Source organism: Pseudomonas sp. AFG_SD02_1510_Pfu_092 (genome assembly GCF_003331055.1).
In the GTDB taxonomy this organism is placed as follows: Bacteria; Pseudomonadota; Gammaproteobacteria; order Pseudomonadales; family Pseudomonadaceae; genus Aquipseudomonas.
In genome coordinates this window covers 140,481-163,398 of sequence record NZ_PUQD01000002.1, presented here as the reverse complement: position 1 = coordinate 163,398, position 22,918 = coordinate 140,481, and the positions used below count along the sequence as shown (strand labels likewise).

Here is a 22,918-nt window from a genome sequence, read left to right as displayed (position 1 = left end):
CGATTGGCCTTCCTACGGGAGGTGGACGGTTTGCACGAGCGCCTTTTTAGTGGGCGGAATTCGCCTGCGCGGCGACCGCGAACCTGAGAGGGGATGTCATCATGAGTGCATTTCACGAGCTGAAACTGGACGCGCTGAACGGCGGGGAACTGCCCCTGGCACCGTTCAAGGGCCAAGTGGTGCTGGTGGTCAATGTTGCCTCCAAGTGTGGTCTCACGCCGCAGTACAAGGCCTTGGAGAACCTCTACCAGGTTTACAAGGACCAGGGCTTCAACGTGCTTGGCCTGCCGTGCAACCAGTTTGCCGGCCAGGAGCCGGGCAGCGAAAAGGAAATTCAGGACTTTTGCAGCCTGAATTACGGGGTGAGCTTTCCGTTGGGGGCCAAGCTGGAAGTCAACGGGCCGCAGCGTCATTCGTTGTATCGCCTGCTGGCGGGTGAGGGCGCCGAGTTCCCTGGCGACATTACCTGGAACTTCGAGAAGTTCCTGGTTGGCAAGGACGGGCGGGTATTGGCGCGCTTCTCGCCGCGTACCGCACCGGATGACCCGGCGGTGGTGCAGGCTATCGAGAAAGCGCTTGCCTGAATGCCTGGAGCCGCTTTGCGGCCCATCGCTTACCGTGTGAGCCCGAAGCCCGCGCAGTACCTGTGGGAGCGGGCAAGCCCGCGAAGCAGGCAACGCGGTGTATGGCACCGGCTTCGCCGGTGTTCGCGGCTAAAGCCGCTCCCACAGGTACAGCGTAAGCCCGAGGCCTGTGCGGTACCTGTGGGAGCGGGTTCACCCGCGAAGTAGGCAGCGCGGTGTATGGCACCGGCTTCGCCGGTGTTCGCGGCCATGGCCGCTCCCACAGTGACCGTGTGAGCCCGAAGCCCGCGCAGTACCTGTGGGAGCGGGCAACGCGGTGTAAGGCACCGGCTTCGCCGGTGTTCGCGGCTAAAGCCGCTCCCACAAGTACAGCGTAAGCCCGAGGCCTGTGCGGTACCTGTGGGAGCGGGTTCACCCGCGAAGCAGGCAGCGCGGTGTATGGCACCGGCTTCGCCGGTGTTCGCGGCCATGGCCGCTCCCACAGTGACCGTGTGAACCCGAAGCCCGTAGCCGGCACGCGATCATTCAGCCGCGAGGTGCTGGTGAGCCTGGCTTGATCGCCATTGTGGTTGCTTCGGCCTTTTCAAATGCAGGGGCGATTTGCCGGCAGGCGCCATACAGGTACCCTTCAAACTGCTCGACAATCGCCGGCCAGCCCTGGCGGCTGGCATGCCGCCGCGCATTCAGGCGCACCCGGCGCAAGGTTTCCTCTTCTTCGAGCAGCCAGCAGGCCGCATCGATAAAGGCCATCTGATCCCCCGGCATGGCCAACGCGCCACTGTGGCCATGGCGTATATGCTGCGCAGCCGCCGCTTCGTCATAAGCGACCACCGCCAGCCCCGATGCCATGGCTTCGAGCACCACATTGCCAAAGGTTTCGGTCAGGCTCGGGAACAGGAACAGGTCGCCGCTGGCATAGTGCTCGGCCAGCACCTCGCCCCGTTGGGCACCGCAGAACACGGCATCGGGCAGCTGCTGTTCGAGGGCGGCGCGCTGCGGGCCGTCACCCACCAGTACCAGGCGCAGGCGCTTCTGTGGATAAGCCGTCTGCAGCGCCTGTAGGGAAGGCCGCAGCAAACCCAGGTTCTTTTCCGCCGCCAGGCGCCCTACATGCAGTACGGCGATGTCGTCCGGGCCAAGCCCCCAGCGTTCACGCAACGCCTGGCTGCGCCGGGCCGGGTTGAACAGGCCGGCATCCACCCCCCGCGCCATCAGTGCCAGGCGTTCGAAGCCGCGCCGTTCAAGCTCCAGGCGCTGGCTGAGGCTGGGTACCAGGGTGATCGCCGTGCGCCGGTGGAACCAGCGCAGGTAATGGGTGAGCAGGCGCGTCAGCAGGCCCAGCCCGTATTGCCCGGAATACTGCGGGAAGTTGGTATGAAAACCGCTGACCACCGCGACCCCCAGGCGCCGCGCTGCACGCAATGCGCTGAGCCCGAGCGGCCCCTCAGTGGCGATGTACAGCACATCCGGAGGTTGCCGACGCCAGTGGCGCAACAGCTTGTGCATCGACACCTCGCCCCATTGCAAACCGGGGTAGCCAGGCAGCGGCCAGCCGCGGCACAGCACCAAGTTCGGGGCGTTGTGCGCCGGGCCCTCGCCGACCTGGCGCGGGCGCACCACTTCGACCTCGTGGCCGCGTTGGCGCAAGCCTTCGCTGAGGCGGCCAAGGGTATTGGCCACGCCGTTGATTTCCGGTGGGAAGGTTTCGCTGACCAGGGTAATGCGTAGCGCGGGTGTATTCATGACAAGAAGTTTCCGCCTGCTCGGTTGCGCCAATGTGACCGCCAGGTGACGTACAGATGACGCCTGATCACCGGCGCTTTTCGCTTGATGAATTTTTCCTTGCAGGCCGCTCAAGAGGCCACACCGGCAGCCGATGCAAAGGCATCCGACTATCTGATTCGCTCCAGGAGAGCGGTGATGTTCAACAATAAGCTCAAGCAAGAAATCCGGCAGCTGCGCGAAGACCTGATGTCCATCGAACAGGTCAAGAGCAGCCTCGACAGCGAGATGCTGGTGCTGCAACTCGACCCCCAGGGGCGAATCGAGATGGTCAACGGCAACTTCGAGAGCGAGATGCTCTACCGGGCCGACCAGTTGCTTGGGCGTAACATCGAGGACATCGTCCCCGCCCATGTGAAAACCCTGGACTTCTACCAGCGCATGAAGGACGCGATCAGCCGCGCAGAGCACCTGAACGGCGCATTCCGCCTGCTGCGCGGCAATGGCCAGGAAGCCTGGTTACGCTCGATCCTGCAGCCGGTCAAGGACAGCGAAGGGCGCATCAGGTACTTCACCCTGCACTCCAGCGACCTAACCCGCACCATCGAGACCTCCCGCGAGCATGAAAGCCTGATCAAGGCGCTGATGCGTTCCACCGCAGTGATCGAGTTCGCCCTCGACGGCACCATCCTCACCGCCAACGAACGGTTCCTGAGCACCGTCGGTTATCGCCTGGAACAGATTCGCGGCAAGCACCACCGCATGTTCTGCGAGCCCGAGGAAACCAGTTCGCCCGCCTACCAGGCCTTCTGGGACAAGTTGCGCCGTGGCGAGTACGTTGCCGACCGCTTCAAGCGGATCGATGCCCACGGCCGGGTGGTGTGGCTGGAAGCCTCGTACAACCCGATCTTCGACGCCCATGACGTGCTCTACAAGGTGGTCAAGTTCGCCACCGTGATTACCGATCAGGTCAACCAGGAGCAGGCTGTGGCCGAGGCGGCGGATGTGGCCTTCAACACGTCGCTGGGCACGGACGCCAGCGCTCGCAAGGCGACCGACGTGGTGACCCAGACGGTCAGCGTGATGCGTGGGCTGGAAGCCTCGATGCAGGAAGCCGCCGAAGGCATCCAGGCCCTGGACACCCAGTCGCGAGTGATCGGTTCGATCATCAAGACCATCAGCGACATTGCCGGGCAGACCAACCTGCTGGCGCTCAACGCAGCCATCGAAGCGGCCCGCGCGGGCGAGCAGGGCCGGGGCTTCGCCGTGGTTGCCGATGAAGTGCGCCAGCTGGCTTCGCGCACCAGCACCGCCACCGAGGAAATCGCCCGGGTGGTGCAGCAGAACGAGCAACTGGCGCAGGCGGCCGTGGCGATCATCGACACCAGCAAGCGCCAGGCCGAGCAGGGCCTGGCGCTGGCCGACGAGACGGGGAACGTGATTGTCGAGATTCAGGACGGGGCGAAGCGGGTGGTGGATGTAGTGGGGCAGTTTTCCAACCGGCTGGGGCAGTGAGGCCCTGAAATTGACTAGGCCCCTGTGGCAGGGGTCAGTCGCGCTCGCGTACCCAGAACAACGTGGCGCCGGCCACCGCCGCCGGCATCATCAGCACGTTCACCAGCGGAATCATCAGCGCCAGGTAGGTGATGCCGCCAAAGCCCAGTGACTGCCAGCGCTTGCTGCGCAGCCAGGCGAGCATGTCCTGCCAGCTCATCTTGTTGTTGTCCGCCGGGTAGTCGATGTACTGGATCGCCATCATCCACACCCCGAAAATCAGCCACAGCGGCGCCGCGACCACGTTGACCACCGGGATCAGCGACAGGATGAACAGGGCGATGGCCCGTGGCAGGAAATAGCCCAGCTTGCGCATCTCCCGGCCGAAGGTGCGCGGCACCATCGCGATCAGCTCGCCCCAGCTGAACGCCGGGAAGTTGTCCTGGCCGCGCACCACCACCTCGACCTTTTCCGCCAGAAAGCCGTTGAACGGCGCGGCAATGATGTTGGCCACCAGGGTGAAGGTGAAGAACACCATCAACACCACCAGGGCGACGAACAGTGGCCAGAGGATGTAGGTGAGAAAACTCAGCCAGCTCGGCAGGCTCGGCATCAGGGCGTCCACCCACAGGCTGAACTGGTGGCCGGCGAAGTAGATCAGGCCGCCGAACAGCAACAGGTTGACCGCCAGCGGCAGCAGCACGAACAACCGCAGGTTGGGGCTCAGCACCAGTTTCAGGCCTTCGCGCAGGTACTGGGGGCCAGAGAGGACAGGGGCTTGCATCGAGACACTCCGCAGAGAAGGAAAACGCGCTGACCTTACCGAGTTTGCCGCGGCGACGAAAGGTGGGCAGCGACTGGGAAACGGGCTGTAACAAAAGCGGCAGGCGTTTGCCTATCGATCAAATCGCTGAATAGACGATGCCTATGAGGTGGATTGTCGAAGGATATTTCCTTAATCTTTGCCACCTCGCTACAGTGCGCTCAACTTTCCGCTTTTCGGGCCTGCGCGTTGTAGCCTTCCCCAAGTGCTGCGTGGGTCCCTTTTAATTTTCCAGCTGGCGCAGCCGGCACACCGATGCCGGCACCTGCGGCCCGCTCGACAGGAGTTCGAAATGTCTGAAGTACGTCATTCGCGCGTCATCATTCTCGGTTCCGGCCCTGCCGGTTACAGCGCCGCGGTGTATGCCGCCCGTGCCAACCTCAAGCCGCTGCTGATCACCGGCATGCAGGCCGGTGGCCAGCTGACCACCACTACCGAAGTCGACAACTGGCCGGGCGACCCCCATGGCCTGACCGGCCCGGCCCTGATGCAGCGCATGCAGGAGCACGCCGAGCGTTTCGAAACCGAAATCGTCTTCGACCACATCAACGCCGTCGACCTGGCCAACAAGCCATTCACCCTGCAAGGTGACAGCGGCAAGTACACTTGCGACGCGCTGATCATCGCCACCGGCGCCAGCGCCCGCTACCTGGGCCTGCCGTCGGAAGAAACCTTCATGGGCAAGGGCGTTTCGGCCTGCGCTACCTGCGACGGCTTCTTCTACCGCAACAAGCCGGTTGCAGTGGTGGGCGGCGGCAACACTGCCGTGGAAGAGGCCCTGTACCTGGCCAACATCGCCAGCAAGGTCACCCTGGTGCACCGTCGCGACACGTTCCGCGCCGAGAAGATCCTGGTCGACAAGCTGCACGCGCGGGTTGCCGAAGGCAAGATCGAGCTCAAGCTCAACGCCACCCTGGACGAAGTGCTGGGTGACAACATGGGCGTGACCGGTGCGCGCCTGAAGAACAACGACGGCAGCAGCGACGAAATCAAGGTCGACGGCGTGTTCATCGCCATTGGCCACACCCCGAACACCTCGCTGTTCGAAGGCCAGCTGAACCTGAAGGACGGCTACCTGGTGGTCAACGGCGGCCGCGAAGGCAATGCCACGGCTACCAACGTCGAGGGCGTGTTCGCCGCCGGCGACGTGGCGGACCATGTCTACCGTCAGGCCATCACCTCGGCCGGTGCCGGCTGCATGGCGGCGCTGGACGTCGAGCGCTACCTGGACGGGTTGGCCAACGCCTCGTTCTGATTCGCGCGCGAAAGGGGCGCAAAACGCCCCCAATAAAAAACCGGCTCAAATGGCCGGTTTTTTTCTGCGCGCAATCAGCTCACAGGCTCAACCGCATCGACAGGTCCACCGCCTTCACATCCTTGGTCATGGCACCGATCGAGATGTAGTCCACCCCAGTCTCGGCAATCACCCGCAAGGTCGTCTCGTTGACCCCGCCACTGGCTTCCAGCTTGGCCTTGCCGGCGGTAATGCGCACGGCTTCGCGCATTTCTTCCAGGTTCAGTTCGTCGAGCATGATGATGTCGGCGCCGGCAGCCAGCGCCTGGCGCAGTTCGTCCAGGCTTTCCACTTCGATTTCCACCGGCTTGCCCGGCGCAATGCGGTGCGCCGCCGCTACTGCCTCGGCTACCCCGCCGCTGGCGGCGATGTGGTTTTCCTTGATCAGGAAGGCGTCGTACAGGCCGATGCGGTGGTTGTCACAGCCGCCGCAGGTGACCGCGTATTTCTGCGCCAGGCGCAGGCCGGGCAGCGTCTTGCGGGTGTCCAGCAGGCGCACCTGGGTGCCTTGCACCAGGTCGGCCAGGAAGCGCGCACGGGTGGCGACCCCCGACAGCATCTGCAGGAAGTTCAGCGCACTGCGCTCGCCACTGAGCAGCGAACGTGCCGGGCCTTCGAGGTGGAACAACACCTGGTTGGCCGTGGCGCGTTCACCGTCGGCCACCTGCCAGTGCACTGCCACGCGCGGGTCGAGCTGGCGGAACACCGCATCGACCCAGGCGCTGCCAGCGATCACGCAGTCTTCGCGGGTGATGATGGTCGCCTTGGCCAGGCGCTCGGCCGGGATCAGCTGCGCGGTGATATCGCCACTGCCGATGTCCTCAAGCAGCGCGCGGCGCACGTTGGCTTCGATTTCAGCGGTCAGGTCGGCAAGGCGTAGGTTCGGCATGGTCGGCTCCACAAGCTAGATGCCGGCGATTATAGGGCAGGGGGCCGGTGTGTACAGCCGCCTTGGCGATGACCTTTGGTCGGCGCGTGCGAGCAACTGGCGCAAATCACTGTCACTAGCCAGCCAGTGAAACGGCGCTGGCAGCAGTACGATTTTTTACCGATAATGACGACCAGTATTTGGCGTCATGACTTTGACGATCTTCTGCCCTTTCGGGCGAGACACCCTGCAAGGAGTACGGGATGCAAAAAGAAGGCAAGGTGGTGCCCTTGGCGGCAGCCATCGACCGAGGCGGGCGTGCGCCTCTGCCTTGCCTTCCGGTGGTGTTGCTGCAGGTCCGCGACAAGGCTGCCTTGCAGCTGCGCCAGGGCCTGCAGGGCTTGTTCGACAACGCCGACGACACCCTTTTCGCGATGGCCGACAAGGCCTTCGATCGCGCTGAGCAGAACCTGTATTTCGAGGCCATGCGCGACCTGCGCCTGAAGCGCAAGAGCATCGAGCGTGGTTTTCTCGACACGTTCTACGGCGCCTTTGCCGGTATCGGCCAGGTCGACTTGCTGGCGCGCCTGGTGCAACCGGGCAACCCGCGCAGCAAGGCCCAGGTGGAGCGCGCCGCCGCCATCGAAGGCATGGTCGCCCGGGTGCTGTCACGCGATGGCATTGCCCTGCAGCAACTGGGCCTGCGCTTGCAAGCGCTGCTCGACCGCCCGCTGCACGAACAGCACAACCCGCTGGGGCCTGCTGCCTTGTGCGGTTATTTCCTCGACGCCGGGCGCGAGTTGGGGGTAGGCCTGCGGGTCAAACTGGTGCTGCTGAAACTGTTCGAGCGCTACGTGCTGCGTGACGCCGATGTGATCTATGCTGAGGCCAACCAGCTGCTGGCCGCGGCCGGGGTGTTGCCCGAGCTGCCGCCAGCGCCGCGCCGGCGTGCCGAAGACCGGCGCCTGAGTGCACGACGCGGGCCGTCGAGCCTCGGCCACGAGGTGGGCGCGGACGCGGCAGGGCAAGCCTTCTTTGCCTCGTTGCAGACGCTGCTGGCGCCGGCGCGCGGGCAGTTCGCGCCCCGTTTGCACACGGTCGCCAGCGCCCACCCCATCAGCACCGCCGACCTGCTGCGGTTGCTGTCGCATCTGCAGCATTATGTGCCCGCCACCCACGAGGCCGACGAGTTCGAGCTTGGCCAACAGCTTGAACAGTTGCTGCTGCGGGTCAGTGTGCGCAGCGGCACGCGTCGGCGTCTCGAAGTTGCCGACGAAGACATGATCAACCTGGTTGGCCTGTTGTTCGCCTTCATCCAGAACGACGACAACTTGCCGGCCAGCCTGCGTGCGCTGATCGCACGCCTGCATATTCCGCTGCTGAAAGTCGCCCTGCTGGACAAGGGGCTGTTCAGTCGTCCCAGCCACCCGGCCCGCCGGCTGCTCAACGAGATCGCCGGCGCCGCCATTGGTTGGGAGTGCGGTGGCGATGGCCTGCGTGACAGCTTGCACCTGCGCGTGGAGCGCATCGTCCAGCGCCTGCTCAACGACTTTGCCGAAGACACCAGCGTGTTCGCCGAGCTTCTCGAAGATTTCCTCGCCTTCAACCAGGATGAACGGCGGCGCAACGAGCTGCTCGAGCAACGCACCCGCGATGCCGAAGAGGGGCGCGCCCGGGCCCAGCAGGCCAGGCAGCAGGTGCAGCTTGTGCTCAACCAGCGCCTGCGCGGTCGGGTGCTGCCGCAGGCGGTGGTGCAGATGCTGGTGCAGGCCTGGAGCCAGGTGCTGCTGCTGGCCTGGCTGAAGCAGGGCGAGGCTTCGCAGGCTTGGCGCGAGGCCTTGCAGACGATGGACACGCTGTTGGCCAGCATCACCCCGCCGCATGAGCCGCAAGCCCTGCTGCAGCAGGTGCCGGGCCTGCTCAAGGCATTGCGCGATGGCCTTGCCAGCGTGGCCCTGGACTCGGCAGCGACGCGCGAATTCTTCCTGCAACTGGAGCAGTTGCATCTGCGCGCCTGCGCCGGTGGCGCAGGGCAGCCTGGCAGTGAGGGCCAGCCCCTGAGTGATGTGCTGGTGGCCGAAGACATCGTGCTGGCGATTGCCGAGGAACCGGCCTGCGCGCCGTTGCAGTTTGCCGAGGACCAGGCTGCGGCAGTGCGCCAGGTGCAGCGCCTGCGCATCGGCACCTGGGTCGAAGTACTGGATGAGGGCGAACCGCTGCGTTGCAAGCTGGTGGCGCGCATCGACGGCAGCGACCGGCTGGTGTTCGCCAACCGCACCGGCATGAAGGCGCGCGAATGGAACGCTGCCAGCCTGGCCCAGGCACTGCACCGGGGCGAGGTGCGGGTGCTGGATGACGGGCTGCTGTTCGAGCGCGCGCTGGAGGCGGTGCTCGACGGGCTGCGGCAACAACGCGCGCTCTAGGCGCCGGTATTACAATCATTCACATGCAAACGGCGCTGGCCACAGGGCATACTGGTGCTCTGTTCACGGCGCTTTCAGGATCTGCCCCATGCAATTGGACCGTGCCACTGGCTGGTTCCACGGAATCGGAATCACCCACTGCCCCTCGCCGAACTTCAATGCCCGCCCCGAAGGCGAATCGATCTCCCTGCTGGTGATTCACAACATCAGCTTGCCGCCGGCCTGCTTCGGCACCGGCAAGGTCCAGCAATTCTTCCAGAACCGCCTGGACCCTGACGAACACCCATACTTCGCCAGCATCAATCACCTGACCGTATCGGCCCACCTGTTCGTCGAGCGTGACGGTGCGGTGACCCAGTTCGTGTCGTTGCTCGAGCGCGCCTGGCATGCCGGGGTGTCGTGCTTCGACGGGCGCGAAGGCTGCAACGATTTTTCCATCGGCATCGAGCTGGAAGGCACCGACGAGCTGCCGTATACCGATGCCCAGTATGCGGTGCTGACGCAACTGACCCAGCACATCCGCGACGCCTGGCCGGCCATCGACCTGGGCCGCATCCAGGGCCACAGCGATATTGCCCCGCAACGCAAGACCGACCCCGGCCAGGCCTTCGACTGGCCGCGTTATCGCGCAGCGTTGCAGCAGAACGAGGACAAGGCATGAGTTTCCTGGTGTTGTTACTGGCGCTGTGGGTCGAGAAATTTTCCGCCCTGCGCCATCGGCTGCAGCGTGACGGGTTGTTCCTCGGCGAACTGGTGCGCCTGGAGCGCAGCGGCAAGGTGCATCCGTGGTGGACGCTGGCGGTTCTGGTACTGGCACCGGTAGCGTTGCTGGTGTTGCTGCTGCATGTGCTCGACCCGGTGGCGTATGGCCTGCTGGCCTTGCCGGTGCATTTGCTGGTGTTGATCTACAGCCTGGGCCGCGGCGATGCCAAGGCGTCGCTCGGGCCGTTTCGCGATGCCTGGCGCCGCGGCGATGACCAGGCTGCGCTGCATGTGGCCGAACGTGATCTCGGGCTGGTTGCCGACGCGCCGCACAGCTTGCTGGTGCGCGTGCAGGGCAACCTGTTGTGGCAGGTCTACCAGGGCTTTTTCGCGGTGATCTTCTGGTACTTCGTGCTGGGGCCGGGGGCCGCGCTGGCCTACCGTCTGCTGGCGCTGTGCGCCGAGCATGGCCGGCAGCCAGCGCTCAAGGCCCGCGCCGAGCAGTTGCGCCATATCATGGACTGGTTGCCGGTGCGGGTATTGGCGTTGAGCTTTGCCCTGGTCGGCAACTTCCTCGCGGTCACCCGGGTGATGCTGCACGAGGTGCTCAACTGGCACATCAGCGCGGCGCACCTGGTGGCCCGGGTCGGGCGGATTGCCGATGACATTCCCGAGGAAGAAGACAGCCAGCGCGGGCTGGGGCGGCTGGACAGCCTGTGGGAGTTGCTGCTGCGCTGTGCGGTGCTGTGGTATGCCGGGTTTGCACTGTGGACCGTGCTGGTCTGAAGCCAGGCGCATACCTCAGCGATCAATTTCTAAAAGCTGGCGCGATCCCTGTGGGAGCGGGTTCACCCGCGAAGCAGGCGGCGCGGTGGATGGCACCGGCTGCGCCGGTGTTCGCGGCCACGGCCGCTCCCACAGGAACAGCGTCAGCCCGAGGCCTGCGCGGATCCCTGTGGGAGCGGGCAAGCCCGCGAAGCAGGCAGCGCGGTGGATGGCACCGGCTGCGCCGGTGTTCGCGGCTAAAGCCCCCCACAAGTACAGCGTCAGCCCGAGGTCTGCGCGGGTCCCTGTGGGAGCGGGTTCACCCGCGAAGCAGGCGGCGCGGTGGATGGCATCGGCTGCGCCGGTGTTCGCGGCTAAAGCCGCTCCCACAAGTACAGCGTCAGCCCGAGGTCTGCGCGGATCCCTGTGGGAGCGGGCGAGCCCGCGAAGCAGGCGGCGCGGTGCGCGTGGCTAAAGCCCCGCACAATCTCCCGGTACCTACCAGCCAAACACCTCACAGGCATTGCGGCTGCTGGCTTCAGCCAACTCCGTAACCTCTACGCCCATCACATCTGCCAGCGCCCCGGCAATTTCCGGCAGATGCTCTGGGCTATTGCGCATTCCCGGGAACATCACCGGTGCCATATCCGGCGCATCGGTCTCCAGAACCACGCTGTCCAGCGGCAGCCGCGCCAGGGTCTTGCGCAGCCGCAGCGCCTGCGGCCAGGTGGCCGCACCGCCCAAGCCAAGCCGGAAGCCCAGCCTGATGTACTCGCGGGCCTCTTCGTAGCTGCCGGCAAACGCATGAATAACCCCCGCGCGCGCCGGCTTGTAGCGCTTGAGCGTGGCGATCACCTGGGCGTGGCTGCGGCGTACGTGCAGCAGGGCGGGCAGGGCGAAGTCACAGGCCATCTGCAGTTGCGCTTCGAACAGCTCCTGCTGGCTGGCCCTGTCCAGCGTTTCGACGTAGTAGTCCAGGCCGAACTCGCCTACGGCACAGAGCCGTGGGTCGCCGTGCAAGCGCTCCAGCCACTCGCGCAACTGCACCAGGTGCTCCGGGCGATGCTGGTCGAGGTAGATCGGGTGCAGGCCGAGCGCGGCGAACAAACGCTGATCGGCGCAGGCCAGGTCCCACACCCGCTGGAAATTCGCCTGGAACACCCCCAGCACCACCATCCGCTGCACCCCGCGCGCCGCCGCGTTGGCCAGCAGGCGCGGGCGGTCGGCGTCGAAGTCGGGGAAGTCGAGGTGGGTGTGGGTGTCGATCAGGCGCATGTTCAGGCCGCCGGGATACGTTGCTTGAAGGTACGGCCGACGGCGTGCACACCCGGTTCGTAGCGTTTCTCTTCGATGGCCGCCAAGGCCAGTTCCAGCGCGGTGGCGGCAATCTGGCCATGCTGCTGGGCCATGGCATTCACCGGCAGCGGCAGGAAGTCGAGCAACTGGTTGTCACCAAAGGTGCCCAGCTGCAGCTGACGCGAGTCGGCCGGGCGCGCCTGCAGGGCGTCGAACACGCCTTGCAGCAGCACGTACGAAGTGGTCACCAAAGCATCCGGCAGGCCGCCAAGCTCGTCGATCAGTCGCTGCATCAGGCGCTGCCCGCACTCACGGCTGAACGCTTCGCCCTGATAGCGGCGAACGTCCCCGGCATAGCCTTGCAGGGCTTCGTCGAAGCCGCCGGCACGGGCCTGGCTGACCGACAGCTCGGGGCGTGCGCCGATCAGCGCGATGCTGCGCGGCGCGGCACTGAGCAGGCTGGCGGCCAGTTGCCGGCTGGCGTCACGGTCATCGCTGATCACCGAACAGAAGTGCGCAGGGTCCAGGCGGCGGTCGATGGCGATCACCGGCAGGCCTTTGTCCTGCAATTCGCGGTAGCTGTCATCTTCCGGCGGCAGGCAGCTGGCGACGAACAGCGCGTCGCAGCGGCGCGCGCGGAACAGCTGCTGCAACTGGCGCTCGCTGTCGGGCTGGTCGTCGCTGCTGGCGATCAGCAGCTGGTAGCCGCGGGCCCGGGCACCTTGCTCGAGCTGCTTGGCGATGCGGGCGTAGCTGGGGTTCTCCAGATCCGGGAGAATGAAGCCCAGCGTGCGGGTATGCCGGCTGCGCAGGCCAGCGGCCTGCGGGTTGGGGGTGAAGCCGTGGGCCTCGACCACCGCGCGTACCCGCTCGACAGTGCTGTTGCTGATGCGTTGTTGTTCGGCCTTGCCATTGATGACGTAGCTGGCAGTGGTCACGGACACACCGGCCAGACGGGCGATATCGCTGAGTTTCACCGAATTTTCCTTGTTATTACCGGGGCTGGCTGGGAAGCCTGACCGGGTAGTTTGACCCGGCAGGGGCGCCACGCGCAGACGACCATTGTCGCAATTGTCCGACAGGATGGGGCTTTTTCCTCGGCAGATTATCGAGTAACGTGGCCGTCTGGTCAGATTAATCGTTTCAGCTGCCGAATTTTCTGCCTCGGCTGCCTTTCGTGCAAGGCTGTTGAACTGGCCGTTCAGGTGAATTTCACAACAATACTCCAGTACCCGACCGGGAACTGCAAAAGGAGAAGGTCATGCTCGAGCTCGCCAAGGAGCAGATAGCCATGGGCCAGAAGGCCGCCGACAAAGCCGAGGCATTGCGCCTGCTGGCCGAGCGGCTGGTGGCTGACGGCCTGGTTGCCGACGGATACCTGCAAGGGCTGCAGGACCGCGAGGCACAAGGCTCCACCTTCCTCGGGCAAGGCATTGCCATTCCGCATGGCACGCCGCAGACCCGTGACCTGGTGTACGCCACCGGCGTGCGCCTGCTGCAGTTTCCCGAGGGCGTGGACTGGGGCGATGGCCAGCGGGTGTACCTGGCCATCGGCATCGCCGCCCGTTCCGACGAGCACCTGCGCCTGCTGCAATTGCTGACCCGCGCCCTGGGCGAGACCGACCTGGCCGAAGCACTGCGCCGTGCCGGCTCCGCCGAGGCGCTGCTGAAGCTGCTGCAAGGGGCGCCACAGGAACTGGCGCTGGATGCGCAACTGGTCGGTCTGAACCTGCCGGCCGAAGACTTCGCCGAACTGGCCTGGCGTGGTGCGCGCCTGTTGCAGCGCGCCGACTGCGTCGACAGCAGTTTTGCCGCCGTGTTGCAGCAGGCCGAGCCTCTGCCGCTGGGCGAGGGCCTGTGGTGGCTGCACAGCGAGCGCCACGTGCGTCAGCCCGGCCTGGCCTTCATTACCCCGCAGCAGCCGCTGCGTTATCGCGACCAGCCGCTCAATGGCCTGTTCTGCCTGGCCAGCCTCGGAGCGGCCCATCAGGCCTTGCTCGAGCGCCTGTGCGAAGTGCTGATCGAAGGCCGCGGGCAGATGCTCTACCAGGCCACCAGCAGCCGCGCGGTACTGGAAGTGCTGGGCGGTGAGGCCCCGGCGGACTGGCCCAGCGTGCGCGTGGTGTTGGCCAACCCGCATGGTTTGCATGCCCGCCCGGCCAAGGTACTGGCACAACTGGCCAAAGGTTTCGACGGCGAAATCCGCGTGCGCCTGGTCGACAGCGCGCAGCCGGCGGTCTCGGTGAAGAGCCTGAGCAAGCTGCTCAGCCTCGGCGCCCGCCGTGGTCAGGCTCTGGAACTGGTGGCTGAGCCAGGCATCGCCGCCGATGCCTTGCCGGTGCTGCTGGCGGCCATCGAACAAGGCCTGGGCGAAGACGTGGAGCCGCTGCCGCAAAGTGCCGCGCCGGTCGCCAGCGCCGTCGCCGAGGTGCTGCAAGCCCCGCAGGCCGGTAGCCGCGTCCAGGGCGTGGGGGCTGCACCCGGTATTGCCAGTGGCCCTGCGCATGTGTGTGTCGAGCGCGACTTCGACTACCCGCTGCGCGGCGAGTCGTCCGCCCACGAGCGGCAGAAGCTGCGTGAAGCCCTGGCGATCGTTGATGGCGAGCTGCAGGCCTTGATCCAGCGCAGCGACAAGGCCATTGGCGAAATCTTCGTCACCCACCAGGAGATGCTCGCCGACCCGGCCCTGAGCGACGATGTCGAGCAGCGCCTGGGCCAGGGCGAAAGCGCTGCGGCGGCCTGGATGGCAGTGATCGAGACAGCCGCGCGCCAGCAGGAGTCGCTGCACGATGCCTTGCTCGCTGAACGCGCCGCCGACCTGCGGGACATCGGCCGCCGCGTGCTCGCGCAACTGTGTGGCGTGCAGGCCCAGGTGGAACCCGAGCAACCCTACGTGCTGGTGATGCGCGAAGTCGGCCCGTCCGATGTCGCCCGGCTGGACCCGAGCCGCGTCGCCGGTATCGTCACCGCCCAGGGCGGCGCTACCGCCCACAGCGCGATTGTCGCGCGTGCCTTGGGCATCCCGGCAGTGGTGGGCGCGGGGGCGTCGATACTGCTGTTGGCCAGTGGCACACCGCTGCTGCTCGATGGCCAGCGCGGTGTGGTCAGCGTGGCGCCGCCGGCAGATGAACTGCAACGCGCCCTGGCTGAGCGCGACCTGCGCGAGCAGCGCTTGCAGGCCGCCTGGGCCAAGCGCTTCGAGCCGGCGGTCACCCGCGATGGGCACGCCGTGGAAGTGTGCGCCAACATCGGTGATAGCAACGGCATCGGCAAAGTGGTCGAGCAGGGCGCCGAAGGCGTCGGCCTGCTGCGTACCGAACTGATTTTCATGGCCCACCCCCAAGCCCCGGATGTGGCCACCCAGGAAGCCGAGTACCGCCGCGTGCTCGACGGCCTCGACGGGCGCCCGCTGGTGGTGCGCACCCTGGATGTCGGCGGCGACAAGCCGCTGCCGTACTGGCCGATCGCTGCCGAAGAAAACCCGTTCCTCGGCGTGCGCGGTGTGCGCCTGACCCTGCAACGCCCACAGGTGATGGAAGACCAGCTGCGTGCCTTGCTGCGGGCCGCCGACCAACGCCCGCTGCGGATCATGTTCCCGATGGTCGGGCAGGTGCACGAATGGCGCGAGGCCCGCGCCATGGTCGAGCGCCTGCGTGGCGAAATCCCGGTCGCCGACTTGCAACTGGGCATCATGGTCGAGGTGCCCTCGGCGGCATTGCTGGCGCCGCAACTGGCGCGCGAAGTGGATTTCTTCAGCATCGGCACCAACGACCTGACCCAATACACCCTGGCCATCGACCGTGGCCACCCCAGCCTGTCGGCCCAGGCCGACGGCCTGCACCCGGCGGTGCTCAACCTGATCGACATGACCGTGCGCGCCGCTCATGCCCATGGCAAGTGGGTGGGCGTGTGCGGCGAACTGGCGGCCGACCCGCAGGCGGTGGCCGTGCTGCTGGGCCTGGATGTGGACGAACTGAGCGTCGCCGCGCGCAGCATTGCTGAAGTCAAGGCCCTGGTCCGCCAGGCCGATCACCAGACGGCCCGCGCCCTGGCGCGCGAGGCCCTGCAACAGGACAGCGCCGCAGCGGTTCGTGCGCTGGTGGAGCGTTACTGAATGGCCAAGATCCTCACCCTTACCCTGAACCCGGCGCTGGATATCACCATCGGCCTGGATACCCTGCGCCCGGGGCAGGTCAACCGCAGCCAGGCGCAGCACAGCCACGCCGCCGGCAAGGGCCTGAACGTCGCCCAGGTCCTGGCCGACCTTGGCCACAGCGTCACGGTGGGCGGCTTCCTTGGGTGCGATAACCTGCAGCCGTTCGAGGCGCTGATTGCCGGGCGCGGCTTTGCCGACTGCTTTGTCCGTGTGCCGGGCGAAACCCGCAGCAACCTCAAGCTGGTCGAGGCCGATGGCCGCGTCACCGACATCAATGGCCAGGGCCCGCAGGTCGACGAGGCGGCACGCAGCGCCTTGCTGCGCCGCCTGGAGCAGGTCGCCCCGGGGCACGATGCCGTGGTGGTGGCGGGCAGCTTGCCGCGCGGCATCAGTGCCGAGTGGTTCCGCGCGTTGCTCGAACAGCTGAAGGCGCATGGCCTCAAGGTGGCCCTGGACAGCAGCGGCGACGCCCTGCGTGCCGGGCTGCAAAGCGCGCCCTGGCTGGTCAAACCCAATACCGAAGAGCTGGGCGAGGTGCTTGGCCACGCGGTGGATAACCCGGCGCAACAGCGCGCCGCTGCCGAGCGCCTGCTGGCCAGTGGCATCGAACACGTGGTGGTGTCGGCGGGTGAGCAGGGCGTCAGCTGGTTCGCCCGCGACCTGGCCCTGCACGCCTGCCCGCCCAAGGTGCGGGTCGCCAGTACGGTGGGGGCGGGGGATTCGCTGGTGGCCGGCATGGTTCATGGCCTGCTGCAAGGCGAAGCGCCTGCGCAGACCTTGGCCCGGGCCACCGCGATCGCCGCCCAGGCGGTTACCCAGGTAGGATTCGGCATTCGTGACCGCGAGCAACTGGCACGTCTGCAAGCCGCCGTGCAACTGACAGAACAACAAGAGGGTTGCCGATGAACATTGCCATTGTCACCGCCTGCCCCAACGGCCAGGTGTCCAGCGTGCTGAGCGCGCGCCTGCTGTCTGCCGCTGCCCAGCGCCGCGGCTGGAGCACCAGCGTCGAAGTGCAGGATGCCGAGCACCCCGAGCGGCAACTGAGCGCCGCGCAGATCGCCGAGGCCGACTGGGTGCTGGTGGTCAGCACCGGCCCGGTGGACCTGGCCCGCTTCGTCGGCAAGCGCGTGTACCAGAGCACGCCGTCCCAGGCCTTGGCCGACCGCGAAGGCTTTCTCGATGAAGCGGCGGCCAACGCCCGGTTGCTGGCCAGCGTGCCAGACAGCCCGGTCGAGGCCGACAGTGCTGGCGTACGCATCGTTGCGGTAACTGCCTGCCCGACGGGTGTCGCGCACACCTTCATGGCGGCAGAGGCTTTGCAGCAGGCCGCGCAACAACTGGGCTACCAGCTGACCGTCGAGACCCAGGGTTCGGTCGGCGCGCGCAACCCGTTGTCTGCCGAAGCCATCGCAGCGGCCGATGTGGTGCTGCTGGCCGCCGACATCGAAGTGCCCACTGCGCGTTTCGCCGGCAAGCGGATCTACCGTTGCGGCACCGGTATCGCCCTCAAACAGGCCCATGCCACCCTGGACAAGGCGCTGGCCGAAGGCAAAGTGGAGAACGCCAGCGATGATGCCGCTGCGGCTACGCCGGCAAAGGCCGAGAAGAGCGGGGTATACAAGCACCTGCTCACCGGTGTTTCGTTCATGCTGCCGATGGTGGTGGCCGGGGGCCTGCTGATTGCCCTGTCGTTCGTTTTCGGCATCGAAGCCTACAAGGAACCGGGCAGCTTGCCGGCCGCGTTGATGCAGATTGGCGGCGAAGCGGCGTTCAAGCTGATGGTGCCGTTACTGGCGGGCTACATCGCCTGGTCCATCGCTGACCGCCCGGGGCTTGCACCGGGCATGATCGGCGGGCTGCTGGCCAGCACCCTGGGCGCCGGTTTCATCGGTGGTATCGTCGCGGGCTTCCTCGCCGGTTACAGCGCCAAGGCCATTGCCCGCTGGGCGCGCCTGCCCAGCAGCCTGGAAGCGCTCAAGCCGATTCTGATCATTCCGCTGCTGGCCAGCCTGTTTACCGGCCTGGTGATGATCTACGTGGTTGGCCAGCCGGTGGCGGCGATGCTCGAAGGCCTCACGCAGTTCCTCGACAGCATGGGCACCACCAACGCCATCCTGCTCGGGCTGTTGCTCGGCGGCATGATGTGCGTCGACCTCGGCGGGCCGATCAACAAGGCCGCTTATGCCTTCTCGGTGGGGCTGCTGGCCTCGTCCAGCTATGCACCGATGGCAGCGACCATGGCCGCCGGCATGGTGCCGCCGATTGGCCTGGGTATCGCCAGCTTCCTGGCCCGGCGCAAGTTCGCCCAGAGCGAGCGCGAGGCGGGCAAGGCGGCGCTGGCCCTGGGGCTGTGCTTCATCTCCGAAGGGGCCATCCCGTTTGCCGCCAAGGACCCGCTGCGGGTGATCCCGGCCAGCGTGGCCGGTGGTGCGCTGACCGGGGCCTTGTCGATGTATTTCGGCTGCAAGCTGATGGCGCCGCATGGCGGCCTGTTCGTGCTGCTGATCCCCAATGCGATCAACCACGCGCTGCTGTACTTGCTGGCGATCGTGGCGGGCAGCTTGCTGACGGCGGTGGTGTATGCGCTGATCAAGAAGAGCGAGCGGGTGGAGTTGGCGGTGGCGCCGGTGAAGGGTTAGAGATTTCAGTTGGCCTCATTGGCCTCTTCGCGGGTGAACCCGCTCCCACAGGTACTGCACCGGCATCAGGCCGGTGTGGTCTCTGTGGGAGCGGGTTTACCCGCGAAAGGGCCGCAACAGGTCAACGCCTGTGCTTCTGCCGCAACGGCACCAGCAGCTCGCCCAAACCGTTGTGATCGATTTCGTGCATCAAGGCCAGCAAGCCACCCAGTTCCCCCGGTGGGAAGCCCTTGCGCGCGAACCATGCCAGGTAATCCCCCGGCAGGTCGGCAATGATTCGCCCTTGGTACTTGCCGAACGGCATGCTGCGGGTCACCAGCAGTTCGAGGGTTTCCGGCTTCATCATCGGCGCACCTGGCTGTGGAAAAGCGCCGACCATACTGCAATCTGCACGAAGGCCCAAGCGGCAATCATGCAGAACGCCGTTATCAGGCTTCGCTTTAGCGATGCTAAATCATTGAAAAATAACAACATTACAAAATTGCCAGGCTTGGCACGAACGCTGCTCCCTTACAGATGACTATCACCTGCCAAGGAGTTCGTACCATGAGCAATCCCAACAAAGATGTAATCGACGTGCTCAACGACCTGATCGAGTACAGCAAGGATGGCGAGAAAGGCTTCAAAGCCTCGGCCGATGATGTTAAGAACCCCGAACTGAAAGCTTTCTTCGTTCAGCGTGCCGGCGAATGTGCCAATGCTGCCGGCGAGCTGCAGAGCGAAGTGCGCCGCCTGGGTGGTGACCCGGAAACCTCCACCAGCATCAGCGGCGACCTGCACCGTGGCTGGGTCAACCTTAAAGCAATGGTCACCGGCAAGGACGAAGAAGCGGTGCTGAACGAAGTGGAGCGCGGCGAGGACCACGCCCTCAAGGCCTACAAGGAAGCCCGCGAGAAGCTGGTGAAACTGGGTCGCACTGCCAGCGACCAGACCTACGCCCTGGTGGAAAAACAGCTGCAAGGCGTGCAGCGCAACCATGACCAGGTCAAGGCCCTGCGCAACGCCGCCAGCGCCCGCTCTTAAGCTTCCGGCCCCTCTACCCGGTTGCGGCCCTTGGCCTTGGCCCGGTAGAGCGCTTCGTCCGCAGCACCCAGCACCGTCGCCAGATCGTGCTGGGTGCCGGACAGGCCGATGCCGATGCTCACCGTGACCGAGTGGGCATCATCGGCAAACGGCGCCAGTGCCTCGACACTGGCACGGATGCGTTCAGCCAGCAGCTGCGCACCAGCCAGGTCGGTTTCCGGCAACACCACCTGAAATTCCTCCCCACCATAACGTGCCGCCAGGTCTGCGGGGCGGCGGATGCACGCCTCGATGGTCTTGGCCACTTCGCGCAGCGCATGGTCGCCACCGGCGTGGCCGTGACGCTGATTGAACGCCTTGAAATGGTCCACATCCACCATCAGTACCGCCAACGGCTTGCGGTTGCGTTGCGCGCGCGCCCACTCCTGACGCAAAACCTGATCCAGGCGGCGGCGGTTGGCCAGGCCGGTCAGGCTGTCGGTGGCGGCCAAAGTTTCCAGGCCTTGTTCGGCTTCTTGCCTGCGGCGTAGTTCCCGGCCCAGCAGCAAGGTCAGCCAGAGAATGCCCACGCACAATACGCCGGTGGCAACACTGACCAGGATCGCCGTGCGGCGCCAGGACTGGAACACCTCGTCGGCGGAGTGCGCCACCAGGACGATCAGCGGCAGCTGTGCAACCCGCGAAAAGGTATACATGCGCAGCTTTGCGCTGTGGCTGGAGCGGGCGGTGAAACTGCCACTGTGTTCCCCGAGGATGCGCTTGAAGTTGGCATGCTTGGCGAAATTGGAGCCGATAAGCGGATCCTGCGGCCGTGATGGCTGGCGGGCGAGCAGTTGCCCGTCGGTGTTGAACAGGCTGATGCTGCTGTCGTCGCCGATGTCCAGGCGCCGGAACAGGTCGCTGAAGTACGACAGCCGCAGCGCACCTGCGGCCAGCCCCGCAAACTCGCCATTGGCGCCGGAGATGCGCCGGCTGAAACTGATGCACCAGTCGAGGCCGCCGAGCCTGGCCTTGAACGGCGGGCCTACCAGCAAGCCCAGGTTGGCATCGCGCTGGTGGGCCTGGAATACCCCGGTGTCGGCGAAGTTGGCCTTGCGTGGCACGCTGCTGGTGGAATCGCCCACCACATCGCCATGCTTGTCCAGCCACAGCACATCGCCCCGCTTGCGGTCGACGAAGGCTTCGTTGAACAGCAGGCGTTGGCGCAGCGGGCCGGGGATCTGCGTCAGCTCCTTGCGCCCGACCGCCCAGATCAAGCCTTGCAGAGACTGGTCGTAGAGTTCGACGTTGCGCAGGATGTCGCTTTCGATCAGCTCGACGATGTTATTGGACGAGCGAATGGCCGACAGCTCGACACTGTCACGCTCGCGGGCGAGCAGGTAACTGACGATGGTCACGATGGCGAGCACGGCAAGGCAACTGCCCAGGTTGAGGATCAGCTCGGGGTGTGACCTGTGAAGTGCGAAACGCGGGGATCGGGTGGTCATGCTCGCTACTGCGTGGGCAGGGCCATTGCGGCGGCGACATTCTATGGAAGCGGGGATTGTCGGACAACATCTGTCCGACGGAATCGCGGTATGGCGAGTTTTCGACTTGGGCTGATGCGAGCCTGTGGGAGCGGGTTCACCCGCGAAGAAGCCAACGCGGTGTCTGGCACCGGCTTCGCCGGTGTTCGCGGGCTCGCCCGCTCCCACAGGGGTCAGGTGTGCTGCATGGAAACCAGAATCAGAACACGTTCAGTGGGTAATCGACGATCACCCGCAGTTCGTCGTTATCGCTGTTGCTGTCGATCGAGGCATAGCCCTGGCTGCCACGGTGGCTGGCATAGCGCACCAGCACCGACAGGTCCTTGAGGTCGCCTTGCTGGAATACGTATTTCACATCCAGGTCGCGTTCCCAGTGCATGGCGTTCTTGCCATCGGCGCGGTAGTAGTCGTAGTGGCTGGTGTCCTGGCTGGCTTTGGTCAGGTCCGCTTCACCCCGCGAATACGACAGCACCGTGCTCAGGCCAGCGATACCCATACCGGCGAAGTCATAGCCGTACTGCAGCTTCCATGAGCGCTCGTTCGGCGCGTTGAAGTCCGAGTACATGCGCGAGTTGTCCAGGTAGATGCTGTCGCCCAGGTTGATGTAATCGAACGGCGTGTTGCCATTGACCCGCTGGTACGCGGCGGTAACGCTGTGGAACCCGGCGTTGACCGTGAAATGCACGCTGTAGGTATTGTTGTCGATCTTGCCCAGCAGGGCCTGGCCGGTGTCCTGGGTGTGATAGAAGTGCACGCCCGGGTTGAGGCTGACCAGGTCATTGACCACGTAGGTGTAATCGAAGTCGGCGTAGTACTGGTTCCAGATATCCTTCAGCTCGGCCGCATACAGGTTGGCGGTGATGTTCGGCGTACCGCTCCACGACGCGCCGGCCCAGTTCAGGTGCTCGCTCTTGTCGTGCTCGTCCAGCGAGCCGTAGTAGGTGTCGATGCGGCGGTGACCGCTCTGGTTGTACGGCTTGGTGAAGCTGACCTGGCCGGCTTCGAGCAGCAGGCCGTCGATGCTGCTGTTGGTCAGGCTCACGCCGCGGAAGGTCTGCGGCAGCATGCGGCTTTCGCCACCGGCGATCACCGGGTTGGTCAGGAACAGGTCACCGGCTTTCAGCTCGGTGTCGAACGCCTTGAGCTTGACCGCGGCACCGGCGGTGGAGAACGAATGCGGGGCAGCGCCCAGTTCGCCATCGTCCTTGATGTGCTGCGGCAGGATGCTGGTGCCGGCATGGCCACCACCGCCATCGAGCTTCAGGCCGAGCATGGCATGGGCGTCCAGGCCAAAGCCGACCACCCCGGGGGTATAACCCGATTCGAAGCGCGCGACCGCGCCCTGGCCCCACTCGCGGGTGTCGCGCACGCCGGCGTTGAGGTTATCGCGGTTGAAATAGGCATTACGAAAATGCAGGTTGAAGGACGAGCCTTCGATGAAGCCATCAGCCTTGTCTTCATCGGCCTGGGCGGCGGCAGGGATCGTTGCAGTCAACGCAATGAACAGCGGGGTAAAACGAAACGCAGAAGGCACCGGTTCTAGCTCCTTTGGTCTGACGGTGGGGCAGTTGTTATTTTTGAATGTGCGTCTTTTTTATAG

Annotated in this window: 18 protein-coding genes; 10 read left to right on the top strand and 8 right to left on the bottom strand. The window is 65.4% G+C overall.

Annotated features, from left to right (window positions below):
- Nucleotides 1-101: 101 nt before the first annotated feature.
- A complete protein-coding gene (locus C6A77_RS02070) occupies nucleotides 102-584 on the top strand; it encodes a glutathione peroxidase (RefSeq protein WP_114167809.1) in 483 nt (160 codons plus the stop codon).
- A gap of 525 nt (nucleotides 585-1,109) precedes the next feature.
- Here C6A77_RS02070 and C6A77_RS02050 read toward each other — a convergent pair.
- Nucleotides 1,110-2,327 carry a glycosyltransferase family 1 protein gene (locus C6A77_RS02050; protein WP_114167808.1) on the bottom strand — a complete coding sequence of 406 codons (1,218 nt, stop codon included), beginning with the start codon at nucleotides 2,325-2,327 and terminating at the stop codon, nucleotides 1,110-1,112.
- 177 nt (nucleotides 2,328-2,504) lie between these two features.
- Between C6A77_RS02050 and C6A77_RS02045 the strand changes: the two genes are divergently transcribed.
- The gene (locus C6A77_RS02045; protein ID WP_114167807.1) at nucleotides 2,505-3,821 is read left to right on the top strand and encodes a PAS domain-containing methyl-accepting chemotaxis protein; all 1,317 of its coding nucleotides are present in this window, start codon (nucleotides 2,505-2,507) and stop codon (nucleotides 3,819-3,821) included.
- A gap of 34 nt (nucleotides 3,822-3,855) precedes the next feature.
- On the opposite strand, the gene cysZ is transcribed toward C6A77_RS02045, so the two are convergent.
- Nucleotides 3,856-4,584 carry a sulfate transporter CysZ gene (gene cysZ, locus C6A77_RS02040; RefSeq protein WP_114167806.1) on the bottom strand — a complete coding sequence of 243 codons (729 nt, stop codon included), beginning with the start codon at nucleotides 4,582-4,584 and terminating at the stop codon, nucleotides 3,856-3,858.
- 331 nt (nucleotides 4,585-4,915) lie between these two features.
- Between cysZ and trxB the strand changes: the two genes are divergently transcribed.
- Nucleotides 4,916-5,878, top strand: coding sequence for a thioredoxin-disulfide reductase (gene trxB, locus C6A77_RS02035; protein ID WP_114167805.1), 963 nt, complete (start codon nucleotides 4,916-4,918; stop codon nucleotides 5,876-5,878).
- A gap of 79 nt (nucleotides 5,879-5,957) precedes the next feature.
- Here trxB and nadC read toward each other — a convergent pair whose 3' ends face one another.
- A complete protein-coding gene (gene nadC, locus C6A77_RS02030) occupies nucleotides 5,958-6,806 on the bottom strand; it encodes a carboxylating nicotinate-nucleotide diphosphorylase (protein WP_114167804.1) in 849 nt (282 codons plus the stop codon).
- A gap of 242 nt (nucleotides 6,807-7,048) precedes the next feature.
- Between nadC and C6A77_RS02025 the strand changes: the two genes are divergently transcribed.
- From C6A77_RS02025 to ampE, 3 genes are all read left to right on the top strand, one after another.
- A complete protein-coding gene (locus C6A77_RS02025; protein WP_114167803.1) occupies nucleotides 7,049-9,208 on the top strand; it encodes a DUF1631 domain-containing protein in 2,160 nt (719 codons plus the stop codon).
- 88 nt (nucleotides 9,209-9,296) lie between these two features.
- Nucleotides 9,297-9,869 (top strand): 1,6-anhydro-N-acetylmuramyl-L-alanine amidase AmpD, encoded by a 573-nt coding sequence (ampD, locus tag C6A77_RS02020; protein WP_114167802.1) that lies wholly within the window; start codon nucleotides 9,297-9,299, stop codon nucleotides 9,867-9,869.
- Nucleotides 9,866-10,696 (top strand): regulatory signaling modulator protein AmpE, encoded by an 831-nt coding sequence (gene ampE / locus C6A77_RS02015; protein ID WP_114167801.1) that lies wholly within the window; start codon nucleotides 9,866-9,868, stop codon nucleotides 10,694-10,696. Before ampD ends, ampE begins: the two co-directional genes overlap by 4 nt.
- Nucleotides 10,697-11,173: 477 nt before the next feature.
- Here the strand turns inward: ampE and C6A77_RS01995 are convergent, their stop codons facing one another.
- Nucleotides 11,174-11,950: a TatD family hydrolase gene (locus tag C6A77_RS01995; protein WP_114167800.1), complete on the bottom strand. Its 777-nt coding sequence runs from the start codon at nucleotides 11,948-11,950 to the stop codon at nucleotides 11,174-11,176.
- Between the two features lie 2 nt (nucleotides 11,951-11,952).
- Nucleotides 11,953-12,948, bottom strand: a complete 996-nt coding sequence (gene cra / locus C6A77_RS01990; protein ID WP_114167799.1) for a catabolite repressor/activator — start codon at nucleotides 12,946-12,948, stop codon at nucleotides 11,953-11,955.
- A 284-nt stretch (nucleotides 12,949-13,232) separates the two neighbouring features.
- Between cra and ptsP the strand changes: the two genes are divergently transcribed.
- Genes ptsP through C6A77_RS01975 form a run of 3 tightly spaced genes read left to right on the top strand, consistent with a single transcriptional unit; the run spans nucleotide 13,233 to nucleotide 18,769 of the window.
- Nucleotides 13,233-16,085, top strand: coding sequence for a phosphoenolpyruvate--protein phosphotransferase (gene ptsP / locus C6A77_RS01985; RefSeq protein WP_114167798.1), 2,853 nt, complete (start codon nucleotides 13,233-13,235; stop codon nucleotides 16,083-16,085).
- Complete coding sequence (gene pfkB / locus C6A77_RS01980) at nucleotides 16,086-17,033, top strand: 1-phosphofructokinase (protein WP_114167797.1); 948 nt, start codon at nucleotides 16,086-16,088, stop codon at nucleotides 17,031-17,033.
- Complete coding sequence (locus C6A77_RS01975) at nucleotides 17,030-18,769, top strand: PTS fructose-like transporter subunit IIB (protein ID WP_114167796.1); 1,740 nt, start codon at nucleotides 17,030-17,032, stop codon at nucleotides 18,767-18,769. Before pfkB ends, C6A77_RS01975 begins: the two co-directional genes overlap by 4 nt.
- A 121-nt stretch (nucleotides 18,770-18,890) precedes the next feature.
- Here the strand turns inward: C6A77_RS01975 and C6A77_RS01970 are convergent, their stop codons facing one another.
- A complete protein-coding gene (locus C6A77_RS01970) occupies nucleotides 18,891-19,112 on the bottom strand; it encodes a DUF3820 family protein (protein ID WP_114167834.1) in 222 nt (73 codons plus the stop codon).
- Between the two features lie 203 nt (nucleotides 19,113-19,315).
- On the opposite strand from C6A77_RS01970, the gene C6A77_RS01965 reads away from it, so the two are divergent.
- Nucleotides 19,316-19,792 carry a PA2169 family four-helix-bundle protein gene (locus C6A77_RS01965; protein WP_114167795.1) on the top strand — a complete coding sequence of 159 codons (477 nt, stop codon included), beginning with the start codon at nucleotides 19,316-19,318 and terminating at the stop codon, nucleotides 19,790-19,792.
- Here the strand turns inward: C6A77_RS01965 and C6A77_RS01960 are convergent.
- Nucleotides 19,789-21,279 (bottom strand): sensor domain-containing diguanylate cyclase, encoded by a 1,491-nt coding sequence (locus C6A77_RS01960; RefSeq protein ID WP_114167794.1) that lies wholly within the window; start codon nucleotides 21,277-21,279, stop codon nucleotides 19,789-19,791. The two genes, C6A77_RS01965 and C6A77_RS01960, sit on opposite strands and share 4 nt — an antisense overlap.
- A gap of 238 nt (nucleotides 21,280-21,517) precedes the next feature.
- Nucleotides 21,518-22,852, bottom strand: a complete 1,335-nt coding sequence (locus C6A77_RS01955) for an OprD family porin (protein WP_114167793.1) — start codon at nucleotides 22,850-22,852, stop codon at nucleotides 21,518-21,520.
- Between the last annotated feature and the right edge of the window lie 66 nt (nucleotides 22,853-22,918).

Bases quoted from the DNA above. Each gene is read 5' to 3' on its own strand.
- ptsP (WP_114167798.1), top strand. From the start codon at position 13,233: ATGCTCGAGCTCGCCAAGGAGCAGATAGCCATGGGCCAGAAGGCCGCC.
- ampE (WP_114167801.1), top strand. From the start codon at position 9,866: ATGAGTTTCCTGGTGTTGTTACTGGCGCTGTGGGTCGAGAAATTTTCC.
- C6A77_RS02070 (WP_114167809.1), top strand. From the start codon at position 102: ATGAGTGCATTTCACGAGCTGAAACTGGACGCGCTGAACGGCGGGGAA.
- ampD (WP_114167802.1), top strand. From the start codon at position 9,297: ATGCAATTGGACCGTGCCACTGGCTGGTTCCACGGAATCGGAATCACC.
- C6A77_RS02050 (WP_114167808.1), bottom strand. From the start codon at position 2,327: ATGAATACACCCGCGCTACGCATTACCCTGGTCAGCGAAACCTTCCCA.
- C6A77_RS01995 (WP_114167800.1), bottom strand. From the start codon at position 11,950: ATGCGCCTGATCGACACCCACACCCACCTCGACTTCCCCGACTTCGAC.
- C6A77_RS01975 (WP_114167796.1), top strand. From the start codon at position 17,030: ATGAACATTGCCATTGTCACCGCCTGCCCCAACGGCCAGGTGTCCAGC.
- nadC (WP_114167804.1), bottom strand. From the start codon at position 6,806: ATGCCGAACCTACGCCTTGCCGACCTGACCGCTGAAATCGAAGCCAAC.
- trxB (WP_114167805.1), top strand. From the start codon at position 4,916: ATGTCTGAAGTACGTCATTCGCGCGTCATCATTCTCGGTTCCGGCCCT.
- C6A77_RS01970 (WP_114167834.1), bottom strand. From the start codon at position 19,112: ATGAAGCCGGAAACCCTCGAACTGCTGGTGACCCGCAGCATGCCGTTC.
- cysZ (WP_114167806.1), bottom strand. From the start codon at position 4,584: ATGCAAGCCCCTGTCCTCTCTGGCCCCCAGTACCTGCGCGAAGGCCTG.
- C6A77_RS01960 (WP_114167794.1), bottom strand. From the start codon at position 21,279: ATGACCACCCGATCCCCGCGTTTCGCACTTCACAGGTCACACCCCGAG.
- pfkB (WP_114167797.1), top strand. From the start codon at position 16,086: ATGGCCAAGATCCTCACCCTTACCCTGAACCCGGCGCTGGATATCACC.
- C6A77_RS02045 (WP_114167807.1), top strand. From the start codon at position 2,505: ATGTTCAACAATAAGCTCAAGCAAGAAATCCGGCAGCTGCGCGAAGAC.
- C6A77_RS01965 (WP_114167795.1), top strand. From the start codon at position 19,316: ATGAGCAATCCCAACAAAGATGTAATCGACGTGCTCAACGACCTGATC.
- C6A77_RS02025 (WP_114167803.1), top strand. From the start codon at position 7,049: ATGCAAAAAGAAGGCAAGGTGGTGCCCTTGGCGGCAGCCATCGACCGA.